The organism is Marinagarivorans sp., assembly GCF_982758155.1.
Genome location: NZ_CEXWTU010000147.1, coordinates 1 through 12,311 on the forward strand (window position 1 = coordinate 1; position 12,311 = coordinate 12,311).

Annotated in this window: 5 protein-coding genes and 1 pseudogene; all 6 read left to right on the top strand. The window is 48.8% G+C overall.

Translation table 11 applies throughout. The annotated features are described in order from the left end of the window. Positions 1–805, top strand: a pseudogene (locus AC3A8L_RS14540) (hypothetical protein); the annotation flags it as partial. A 90-nt stretch (positions 806–895) separates the two neighbouring features. After that, on the top strand, positions 896–1,282 hold the full coding sequence (locus AC3A8L_RS14545; RefSeq protein WP_487962993.1) for an ATP-binding protein: 387 nt from the start codon (positions 896–898) through the stop codon (positions 1,280–1,282). Then, positions 1,279–4,281, top strand: a complete 3,003-nt coding sequence (locus tag AC3A8L_RS14550; RefSeq protein ID WP_487962994.1) for a diguanylate cyclase — start codon at positions 1,279–1,281, stop codon at positions 4,279–4,281. Before AC3A8L_RS14545 ends, AC3A8L_RS14550 begins: the two co-directional genes overlap by 4 nt. A 411-nt stretch (positions 4,282–4,692) precedes the next feature. Beyond that, positions 4,693–6,138: a hybrid sensor histidine kinase/response regulator gene (locus AC3A8L_RS14555; RefSeq protein WP_487962995.1), complete on the top strand. Its 1,446-nt coding sequence runs from the start codon at positions 4,693–4,695 to the stop codon at positions 6,136–6,138. Next, positions 6,138–9,158 carry a ligand-binding sensor domain-containing protein gene (locus AC3A8L_RS14560; RefSeq protein ID WP_487962996.1) on the top strand — a complete coding sequence of 1,007 codons (3,021 nt, stop codon included), beginning with the start codon at positions 6,138–6,140 and terminating at the stop codon, positions 9,156–9,158. Before AC3A8L_RS14555 ends, AC3A8L_RS14560 begins: the two co-directional genes overlap by 1 nt. Positions 9,159–9,160: 2 nt before the next feature. After that, positions 9,161–12,169: a ligand-binding sensor domain-containing protein gene (locus AC3A8L_RS14565; protein ID WP_487962997.1), complete on the top strand. Its 3,009-nt coding sequence runs from the start codon at positions 9,161–9,163 to the stop codon at positions 12,167–12,169. Positions 12,170–12,311 lie beyond the last annotated feature (142 nt).

Below are 12,311 nucleotides of genomic sequence, written 5' to 3' on the forward strand. Positions count from 1 at the left end.
ACTGTTACAGCTCACACGGATTCACGATTGGGGCACCCTCAACGCCTTTGTTCTGCCGTATTTTCGCGAGCGAACCTTCGACGGTGAAGACGGCTACATTGGCTTGCCATTACCCGTCGATATTGACAATGCCCAATATCAATCATCCACCGAGCAAGAGCACCTCGACTGGGCGCTACGCTATAGCCATACCTTCGATATTTGGGATGTGGGTGTGTCGCACTTTGCCGGCACCGATCGCGAGCCCTTGCTAGTCCCCAGTATCAGCCGCCAAGGCGAAGCCGTTTTTTTGCCGTATTACAGCCAAATTCAACAGACCGGTATAGAAGTACAAGCCACGCTAGATGCTTGGTTATGGAAACTTGAAGCCATACACCAAAGTACCCGCGAGCAAGGCCTGCCGGCGGAGTTAACCCCGTTTACCCAAGACTTCAGTGCTGTGACCGCAGGCTTTGAATATACTATCGTCGGCTTTGGCGATAGCGCCGCCGACGTAGGTTTGCTAGCGGAATACCACCACAATAGCTTAGGCAAGGCAGCGCTCGACCCCTTGCAAAATGATCTCTTCGTTGGCGCCAGGTTGACCTTAAACGACATTCAAAACAGCAGCTTATTGGTCGGGCTGGTACAAGACCTAGATTACAGCAGCAGTCGAATTGGCTTTATTGAAGCCAGCCGACGCTTTGGCGACAGCTGGGTGATTACCTTAGACGGCCGCTTCTACGAGAGCACTACCGCCGAAGACCCCATAATGGCCGTGCGCAAAACCGATCACCTCACCCTCGACGCGTCTTACTTTTTTTAGCACAAAACGATGGCTGGCAATGGCCATTTAACGCACAAAATATGCTATTTGAGCTAAGGTTTAGATATCTAGACCCAGCTCGAGCCAGTAATGTACCCAGCTAACAAAGCTCTCACCACTGAAGACTCCGTGACCTTCCCCACGATGCTCCACAATAGTATCGTGGGGGAACACGGTTTTAATGTCGGTATCACAAGCACGCTGGCCGATGCGCGTAAGTTAGTCATCACAAACCCCATCCATATCATTAACTTCTTCCAAGTGATCGATTCGGGCCTAGGCCGGAGTGATAGCGATAATTTATTTCAGCCCTTTTGTAAATTATCCGCTAAATCCAAAAAAGGAGAAAAGCAAATAGGCTTGGATTTAAGCATTGCCAAAAGTGTTGTTGAGGCGCACGGCGGCGAGACATCCTTCAAACGTACTGCACATGGGCACTCTCGCTTTGTTGTCGATGTGGTCTTTTCACCCTCATGATGCAATTTATCTTCGCGGCGCTCTGCCGCTTTACATTACTGATCGGGTTAGGGGGAGCTGTTTCGGCTTCTGCCTCTACACTGCAGTTAGCCCCCTACGACGATTTTCACCCTATCAATTTTGCAGATTACACTGACGACCAAGCCAACGTAGGTTCTATTAGCGCGATCACCCAAGACAATCGCGGCTTTATGTGGGTAGGCGGCGAAAACGGCCTCATTCGCTATGATGGCCACAGCGTAGTGACTTATCGCACCAAAAATAGTAACAGCCTCAGCGCCAATTACGTTCAAGATATTATCCCTGATGGCGACGATTACCTCTGGGTTGCAACCGTTCAAGGCATAAACCGCCTCAATTTCGAAACGGGCCTATTTGACGTCGCTAACCAAAAGTCGGGGAAAATCCCCGGCGATGATGTGTTGTCCATTGCACTTTATAAAGACCTTATTTTTACGGCAACCACCGAAGGGCTTGGGGTTATTAATAGACACACAATGCAGCCGAAAATCTTGCCCTTTATGCACCAGTTGCCCAAACTACTGCAAGTTCGGTATGTCTTCGTCTTCCAGGATACATTATGGCTAGGTACCGGCCACAAAGGCCTCATCGAAATTGACTTAACCGCCAATACCATTCACTACTACACCCACGACCCTGCCAATCCAGACAACCCAAATGCCTTACCCCATTCCGATGTTCACGGCATATTCACCTACGACGGTAAAACCTACTGGCTAGCTTCGCTAGGGGGCGGCCTTATTCGGTTCGACTACGATCAACAAAAATTCACACAGTATTCCTCCTCACCTGAAGCCGATATAGAGTTTGTTACCAACGCTGTCTGGGGAGTGCATGGAGATTCACACGGCTATATTTGGATTGGTACAGACAGCTCTGGATTATGGCGTATTGATACCAAAACCCTAGAAGTGGATGGCTACATTAGCGACCCCAGTATTGCTGACTCTCTGGCCTCAAACAAAGCACGTGTGACCTTTGAAGACAATGCAAACAATATTTGGGCCGGTCACTTTTCAGGTAGCATGGACTACTACAACAGAGAGCAAGAGGCCGTTATTCGCTACAAGAAAAGTAACCGCTTTCACAAAGGGCTTAATCATCCCTCGGTGCTGAGTATTTTACCCACCAATACGCCCAACTACTGGGTCGGTACCGAGGGCGGCCTCAACTTAATTGACCCCAAAGCGGGTAGCAAACTTAGCTTAACTAAAGAAAACAGCGGAATGCTCTCCGACGCTGTTTTAGCCTTGGAGTCTGATCAAAGCGGACACTTATGGATCGGTACTTGGGGCGGTGGATTACAGCGCTACAATCCAGTAACACAACAGTGGCTTAACCTGCTTACACATCCAGACGACAACCAACGTATTCCCAGTGCCCATATTTGGGCTCTTGAAAATGACAACAAAGGCCACCTCTGGGTTGGCTCGCAAAAAAAGGGCGTCTACAAAATGCGCCTACGCGACGGTCATGTCACCCACTACCCTTTCAACATTATTAGAACCGAAGATAAAATCACCCAGCGCGGTATCATAGGCGAGCATGTGCGCGATATTACCTTAGATATCCACGGTAATTTATGGGTTTCTAGCACACATGGATTATCTCGCTACAACCCAGAGCTAGACAAGTTTGACCTTTTCACGCACGACCCCAAAAACCCACAAAGCCTTGCCAGCAACCAAGTGATCTCCCTTTTAGGCCACACTAATGGCGACCTATGGATTGGCTTTCGTGATGCAGGCCTAAGTATTTACCATACTGACACCCAAACCTTTGAACATTTCGGTATTCCTCAGGGCCTTCCGAGTACCAACGTTGCCAGCTTATTGGAAGATGACAACGGCAATGTCTGGATTGGCTCACCAAGCAGTTTGGTCAAAATTAGCAGCGACCTCCAAAACCTTAAAACCTACACACGAGTCCACGGTTTAGCCGGCGCGAATCACAACCGAAACGGTAGCTTTCTCGATGACTCAGGTCGTGTTTGGATGGGAAGCAAAGGCGGGCTCAGTATTTTTCATCCAAGCTCACTGGAAAAAACCCAGCTCTCTAACGGAACGGTAATCTCCGGCATTCGTATCAATCACGGTAAAAGCTACGACAGTAAACACTGGAAAAGTGAGTACTCCGAAGCCTTAAATTATGATCAAAATGCTATCAGTTTCGAATTTAGTCTTAACCAATTCTATTTGCCACAGCTCAACGAATACCGCTACCGGTTAAAGGGCTTAGATGAAAAATGGCAAAACACCATTCGCCATAACTTTGCGAATTACACCAACCTCGACCCCGGCAATTATACCTTTGAGGTAAAAGGCAAAAGTGCCAACGCCGCTTGGAGCGAGCAAGTTACGCAGCTTTCGTTCACGATTAACCCTCCACCGTGGCGACAGTGGTGGGCCTATCTGTTGTATCTTTGCTTTGCCTCTGCCGGCTTTGCGGGCTATCGAAACTATATGTCCATACGTTCGCGCAGTGCCATTTACGAGCAGCTTTCCCAGCAAGATCAACTCACGCAGCTGCCCAACCGGGTTGCACTTCATAAGCGTATCGAACAATGGCAACGCCAAAGCTTACCGTTCAGCGTGATCGTGGCCGATCTCGACCACTTTAAGCAGATTAACGATACCTACGGACACGAGGCCGGTGATCTATTATTAAAAGAGTTCTCCCGTATTGCTGCCGCCGAGATCCGTGATTGCGATTTACTCGGACGTTGGGGGGGAGAAGAATTTTTGATTATCTGCCAAACCCACGAGATAGAAGTTATTTATGCCGTTGCCGAACGCATTCAAAAAACAATGGCCATGCAATCCTTTGCCTTCCATCAACAACTTATTCAAATGACCGTCAGTTTTGGCTGTGCCACTCGTCAAGAAAGTGAGAATTTTAATGACCTATTCCACCGCGCCGACCAAGCCCTTTACGATGCCAAAGCCAAAGGCCGCAATCGTGTTGTAAAGGCGGCCTAAGGGGCGAAGTAATATAGAGTTTACCCAATTAGACGAGGGCGCATGCAGGGGCCTATATGGATATGGTCAGTAGGGTAAGTTACCGAGGCATGTAGCGCTTTGAGCAACGCTGTTGAGGGAGTAGGAGGCAAGTTTTATTGGATAAAGTATTTTTTCCTCGGCCCCAACATCAATGGTCTTCAAGTGATCACTGAAGATAGTCACTACCGCCGAAGACCCCATAATGGCCGTGCACAAAACCGATCACCTCACCCTCGACGCGTCTTACTTTTTTTAGCACAAAACGACGGCTGGCACTGGCCATATCAGCCAGCCGTCTTATCACCCCCTCAGAAATAGCGCCTCTTTTTAGCGCGCAAAATATGCTGTTTGAGCTAAGGTTTAAGTAACTAGATCTAGCTCGAGCCAGACATGTACCCAGCTAACAAAGTTCTCATCATTGAAGACTCCGTGACCTTCTCCACGATGCTCCACGATAGCATCGTGGCGGAACATGGCTTTGATGTTGATGTGGCAAGCACGCTGGCCGATGCACGTAAGTTAGTCATCACAAACCCCACAAGTTATTTTATTGCTATTGTCGACCTTCACCTGCCCGACGCGGTACACGGTGAAGCCGCTTTTTTTATGGTGGATTCCGGCATTCCTACCCTCGTCTTTACCGGCTCTAACGATATGTCGTCCGAGCACCTTTGGAAGATGGGTATTGCCGATTACGTGCATAAAGCCACTCACAACAGCCTGCGTTATGTACTCTGGGCGGTAGGTCGCTTTCACGCAAATCGAAAAATTGGTGTTTTAGTGGTGGACGATATGCATACCGTCCGCCAGCACATTGAACGCACCCTGCTGCTGCAAAATTTTCATGTCTACTTAGCGCAGAACGTTGAAGAGGCCAACCAACAACTTCGGGAACACAGCTCAATCCGTATCGTTATCGTTGATCATTTTATGGAAGGCGGCAACGGCATTACTTTAACCGGCGAACTCACCGAGCATTATTCGTACGACGCGCTAGAAATTATTGGCATGTCTGACACTGGGCTTTCTACCCCCTTTTTAAAAGCCGGTGCCGTCGACTTTTTACACAAGCCCTTTTCCAACGAAGAACTTCTCTGCCGTATCAATCACAGCGCCGATAGGCTAGATACTTACCAACGGCTGCACTCACTCAATCAAATTAAAAACCGTTTTCTGGGCATGGCGGCACACGATCTTCGCAACCCGATTGGCGCCATCAAAGCTTCTGCCAATTTTTTAGCCAAAAAAACCATTAGTGACAAGCGCCGCTTTCAAGTTGCCAGAATAATTAACAGCAACTGCAGCGATATGCTCGCCCTGCTCGAAAACTTACTGGACATAAGCGTCATTGAAAGTGGGCACCAAGAGCTCAACCGGGTACCGTGTCGCTTTAATGAGTTGGTCCAACACCGCCTGAACGTCCTCAATTTTCACGCAGATAACAAAAACATTACACTCAAAACACACTTTGATGACGAAATTGAAACCCCCATCGATATCATCAAGTTCTCTCAAGTGATTGATAACTTAGTCAGTAACGCCATCAAGTTTTCGCCCCCTGATAGCTGCATTTGGATTAAAACCGACTTCAGCGATACGCACTTTCGCCTGCAGGTGATCGATTCGGGCCCAGGCCTGAGTGATAGCGATAGCGATAATTTGTTTCAGCCCTTTTGCAAATTATCCGCTAAGGCCACCAACGGTGAAAAACAAACGGGCTTAGGCCTCAGCATTGTCAAAGGCGCCGTGGAAGCTCACGGCGGTGAGATTTTCTTTAAACGCACCGCCGACGGTCATTCACGCTTTGTTGTGAACGTCGTATTCACGCCCCCATAATGCAGCTCGTCTTGGTAACACGTTACCGTATCTCGATAACGCTATTCCTAATACTGGTATTACTAGGGATGGCAGGCTCGGCCACGGCTATGCAACTGGCGCCCTATGCTGAGTTTCAACGAATAAACTTTAGTGATTACACCGACGATCAAACCAATATCGGCTCCATAACGGCGATTACCCAAGACAATCGCGGTTTCATGTGGGCCGGCGGTGAAAATGGCCTGCTTCGCTATGACGGCCATAAGGTTTCGCTTTACCGCGCCGATAAAAAAAACAGCATCAAGGCTAACTACGTACAAGACCTTATTCCTGATGGCAGCGATTACTTATGGATTGCCACCGTGGGGGGGATTAGCAGGCTGAACCTACACACCGGCATATTTGATAATGTCGACGCTTCATCTAACCGGCTCCCCGGCAACGATGTACTCTCTATTGCGCTGAATCAAGACACCTTATTCCTAGCAACATCAGAAGGCCTGGGCATACTCGACAAAAACACCCTCCAGACTAAAACCTTGCCTTTTACCTCACAATTACCCGAGCTCCTCAATATTCGTTATGTGTATATTTTTCAGGATACGCTCTGGTTGGGCACCAGTCATTTGGGCCTAATCGAGATTAACCTCACTAGCAACGCCATCCACTATCACACTCACAACCCCAATGATCCGAAGAGTATCCCCCACTCGGATATTCGCGGTATTTTTACCTACGACGGTAATACTTACTGGCTTGCATCCCTTGGCGGCGGCTTGATCCGCTATGACCGCTCCCCCGAGCGCTTCACCCAATATTCAGATTCAAAGACCGCTGACATTCCGTTTGCCACCAAGGATATTTGGGGCGTTTACGGTGACTCGCGGGGTTTTATCTGGGTGGGCACTGACAGATCCGGCTTGCGGCGCATCGATGGTATTACCGGAAAAATCGATGGCTACATTCACGACCCTAGCGTGTTTGAATCACTCAGTTCCAATAAAGCGCGTGTTACCTTCGAGGACAACGCACAGAATTTATGGGTCGGTAACTTCTCGGGTATTCTCGATTATTACAACCGCGAACAGGAAATTTTTATCCGCTACAAAAAAAGTAATCGCTTTCACCAAGGCCTAAACCACCCCTCTGTACTCAGTATTTTACCCGCCGGTAAACAGCGTCACTGGGTGGGTACCGAAGGTGGCCTTAACCTCATCAATGCCCAAAGCGGTAGCCAAGACAGTTTCACTAGCGAAAATAGCGGCTTACTCGCCAACCCCGCCTTAGCATTAGAAAACGATTTAAAGGGCAATATATGGATTGGTACCTGGGGCGGCGGTTTACAGCGCTTCAATCCCGCCAGCGGCCAGTGGTATAACTTAATCGACCATCCCGATCCCGATAAGCGTATTCCCAGCCCCTATATTTGGGCGCTCGAAAATGACAATGCCGGTAACCTTTGGGTCGGCACACAAAAACAGGGCATTTATAAATTAGAGCTAGCCAGTGGCGACGTTACCCATTACACCTTTAACGCTGCTTCCTTACATCGCTCAGGCAATCGCGGGCAATCCGGTATTGTGGGTGAATTTGTTCGCGACCTGAGTATCGATAGCCAAGGCAGACTCTGGGTCGCGAGCCTGCACGGCTTATCCCTTTATGATGCTAAATCGAATAATTTCGAAGTCTTCAACCACGACCCTAACGACCCCGCCAATGCTGCCAACCCCGCGAGCAACCAAGTCATTTCGTTGCTGCATCACTCCAATGGCGAACTCTGGATAGGGTATCGCAATGCCGGGCTCAGTATTTACAACCCCAAAAGCCAAAACTTTGAGCATATAGGCGTTGCCCAAGGGTTACCCAGCACCAGCGTAGGCACCCTACAAGAAGATAAAGACGGCAACGTATGGGCTGGCACACCCGCAGGGTTAGCCACCATCTCGGTTAACGACCGGCACATAAAAACCTATAAACAAGTGCATGGTTTGGCCGGCTCTAACCACAATCGCAACGCCAGTTTTTTGGATGATAAAGGCCGTATTTGGATCGGCAGCACAGAAGGCTTAAGTATTTTTTACCCGAAGCTATTAGGGCAAACGCGCCTATCCAGTAGGCCTGTCATTTCTGGCATTCGCATTAACCACGGTAAAAACTACGATAAAGCCCACTGGCAAAATGAACGCGCCCTAACCGAAGCCCTTCCTTTCGACCAAAATGCCATTAGCTTCGATTTCAGCATTAATCAATTCTATTTACCGCAACTTAACGAATATCAATACCGCTTAAAAGGCCTAGACGAACAGTGGCAAACCACCATGCGCCACAACGCCGCTAACTACACCAATCTCGATCCGGGCAGTTATATCTTTGAGGTCAAGGGTAAAAGCGCCAATGGTGATTGGGGTGAGCAAGTCACGCAGCTTTCGTTCATGATTAACTCGCCCCCCTGGCGGCAATGGTGGGCCTATATCCTATATGCCTGCTTTGCCTACGCAGGCTTTGCCGCCTACCGCAACTATATGGCCGTACGCGCACGCAGCGCCGTTTACGAACAGCTATCGCAACAAGATGCACTCACAAAACTGCCCAACCGCATTGCCTTAAATAATCGGGTTGAGCTATGGCAGCGCCAAAATTTACCTTTCGGTGTCATCGTGGCCGATCTCGATCACTTTAAACTCATTAACGATACCTACGGACACGAGGCCGGTGATCTATTATTAAAAGAGTTCTCCCGGATTGCTGCCGCCGAGATCCGCGATTGCGATTTACTCGGACGTTGGGGCGGCGAAGAATTTTTGATTATCTGCCAAACCCACGAGATGGAAGTTATACATGCCATTGCCGAACGCATTCAAAAAACAATGGCTATGCAATCCTTTGTCTTCCATCAGCAACTTATTCAAATGACAGTCAGTTTTGGCTGTGCCACTTGCCAAGAAAGTGAGAGTTTTAATGACCTGTTCCACCGCGCCGACCAAGCCCTGTACGATGCCAAAGCCAATGGCCGCAATCGTGTTGTAAAGGCGGCCTAAGCATGCTTCACGCGCTCTTCGCTCAATTAGCTACTGTGCTCAAAATAGGGGTTTTAAGCACAACCCTTATCGGCACGTCGCTAGCGTGGGCCATTAGCCCGTCAGAATTTGTGCGCTTTGATATTGCCGACTTCTCGCGCGACCAAAGTAACATCAGTGGTATTCAAGTGATCGCTGAAGACAGTCACGGTTTTATCTGGGCCGGCGGCGAAAATGGGCTAGCCCGTTTTACCGGCCAACGCGCCACCCTTTATCGCTCGACCGTCGGCGATAGTAATAGTATTGCCGGCAACTTCGTTAGAGATTTGCTGTTTGAAAATGACCACATTTTATGGGTAGCCACAGCTAACGGCCTTAGCCGTTTCGACATCCGCAGCGATCAATTCACCCAGTTCAATAGGCAAAACGGCTTTTTGCCAGGCAATGACGTGTCTTCTCTCGAGCGCTTAAATAACCAGCTCATTATTGGCACCACTAGTGGCCTTGCGGTATTGAACCTCACTACACAAGAGCGTGTAAGTCCGCCATTCATACAGAATCTAGATACCCATTTTCATGTGGAATCCATGGCCCAGCAAGGTGCGAATTTATGGCTAGGATCAACGCACGGGCTCGCGAAAATAAACTTACAATCGCACCAAGTCACTATTTACCACCACGATACCGAAGACCCCGACAACCCCGAAAAACTGCCCTACATGGATGCCTTTAGCCTTTTCCCACAACACAATACGCTGTGGATTGGCTCCATGGAGGGCGGCCTGTATCAACAGAACATCGAAACCGAGCAATTCAGTAAATTGCCTGGCGATATTCAACAAAAAATCGGTCTGAGTGTGGTCGCCGTTAGCGGCAACAGCACGGAGGATATTTGGATTGCAACGGACTTTAATGGCCTGTGGTACCTCAATAGCCGAACCCTCGAAACCAAGCACTACCCTTACGACCCGGCCATCGAAGGCTCTATTCACAACAATAAACCCCGTGCGACTTACACCGATAAAAAAGGGAATTTTTGGGTGGGGACATTTTCCGGGATTTTAAACTTTCATTACCGCGGGCTGGAGCGCGGCCAACGATTATTTAAAGAAAGTGCCTTGCAAGCGGGCCTTGCCGATAATTCAATATTATCCATTCTCGAACGAGAAAATGATATTTGGGTCGGCACCGAAGGCGGACTAAGTCAGCTATCAAAGTCTGGCAAGCCCTTGCGCAACTTCACCCCCGCCAACACCCCCGAGCTAACCGTTACGGCAGCCTTAAGCCTGGAAGAAGGTCAGGATAACGATATTTGGGTTGGCACTTGGGCCGGTGGTTTACTGCATTACGATATCGCACAAGACCACTGGGAAAGCCATAACACCAACACCGCTGATAACCCCATTCACAGCGACCACATTTGGGCTTTAGAGCGCGACAAAAAAGACAATCTTTGGCTCGGCACCCACAACAACGGGGTCGAAAAAATTCATCTCCCAACCGGTAAAGTTACCCATTACCCACCAGCGCCCTTTAGAAGCGGAGGCTTTCCTTGGGAAATGGTCCGCGACATAGAAACAGACGCGAGCGGTAATGTCTGGTTTGCGACCTTTAAAGGCCTAGCGCGCTACCGGGAAAGTACCGATGATTTTGAGGTCTACACACACAAAACCGACAACGAAAACAGCCTAAAAGGCGCACAATTTTTAGCCCTGTTAGCACACAGCAACGGTGAATTATGGGTAGGGTCGCGCAGTAATGGCATCAGTATTTTTAACCCGATAAGCCAGCAATACCGCCACATTGGTTTAGCGCAAGGCTTACCCGCGATTACTGTCAACACCATTATCGAAGATAAAGACCACAATATCTGGGTTGCGACCCCCAATGGCATTGCCGTAATCAATGCCGGCACCGACACCGTCGAGCGCGTGTTTAAAAAGTATGATGGCCTGGCAAGCAATATCTACTATCGCAATTCTAGCGCTGCCTTAAGCGACGGAACCTTAGCCTTAGGCGGTAAAGATGGTTTAGCGTTATTCAATCCTCAGCTGCTGAAAATTTTTCGTATCAGCCAACGCCCCATTATTACCGCTATCTCTATCAATTTTAATAAATCGCAACCCCATTTACGAGCCTACCAAAACGCAAAAGACCAGCCGCTAAAACTCACGTTTGATCAAAACACTATCGGTTTCGACTTTGCTTTAAGCAATTATTATCACCCACAGCTGAATCAGTTTTCATACCGTTTAGTTGGCTTTGACGACACTTGGCGGCCGCTGGAAAATACCCATCAAGCCTACTTCACCAACTTACCCGACGGGCATTATATTTTTGAAGTACGCGCAAAAAGTGCTGATAGCATTTGGGGGCAGGCATCTAGCGCCGTATTTTTTAACATTAGTCCGCCGCTCACACGCAGCTGGTGGGCCTATATTCTCTATGTGATTATTTTATACAGCATCATTCTCGCGGTTAAAAAATACTTAGCTATTGTTGCTACCAGTTCGGTTTATCGCCGGCTATCCATTATTGATACACTCACCGAATTGCCCAATCGTCTGGCCATCAACCAAACCGTCGAGAAATGGAGTGATAAACAACTCGCCTACTCTGTGCTGGTCATCGACTTAGATTTTTTCAAGCGCGTAAACGATACTTATGGCCACGAAGCCGGCGATAAAATACTGAAAGACTTTAGCAGCATAGCGAATACTCTATTGGCCAAAGAAGGCAAGCTGGGGCGCTGGGGCGGAGAAGAGTTCATTGTCGTATTAAAAGGGTACAGCGCTAGTAATACGCAAACCCTCGGTGAGGCATTGTGCAAAGCGACCGAAGCCACAACGTTCACCTTTGGAGAGATCGTTATCCCCCTAACCATCAGCATTGGCGGCGCGGTGCTCGAACCCGACGAAAGCTTTACCAAAATCTTTCAACGCGCTGACGAAGCCCTATACCACGCTAAACACAATGGTCGTAATCAAGTGGCTATGGCAGCAACAACCACGCATTTAGGGGCAAGGCAATAATAGTTTATCCCATTCGGGGAGGAGCCTAAGGGGCGGGGCAATAATAGTTTGTCCAATTAGGCGAGGGTGCCTGCTTTCTCAGCAAGGCACTCGAAGGGGCGCATGCCGGGGCATGTAACGCTTTGAGCAACGCAGTTGAGGA

Bases quoted from the DNA above. Each gene is read 5' to 3' on its own strand.
- AC3A8L_RS14565 (WP_487962997.1), top strand. From the start codon at position 9,161: ATGCTTCACGCGCTCTTCGCTCAATTAGCTACTGTGCTCAAAATAGGG.
- AC3A8L_RS14555 (WP_487962995.1), top strand. From the start codon at position 4,693: ATGTACCCAGCTAACAAAGTTCTCATCATTGAAGACTCCGTGACCTTC.
- AC3A8L_RS14545 (WP_487962993.1), top strand. From the start codon at position 896: ATGTACCCAGCTAACAAAGCTCTCACCACTGAAGACTCCGTGACCTTC.
- AC3A8L_RS14560 (WP_487962996.1), top strand. From the start codon at position 6,138: ATGCAGCTCGTCTTGGTAACACGTTACCGTATCTCGATAACGCTATTC.
- AC3A8L_RS14550 (WP_487962994.1), top strand. From the start codon at position 1,279: ATGATGCAATTTATCTTCGCGGCGCTCTGCCGCTTTACATTACTGATC.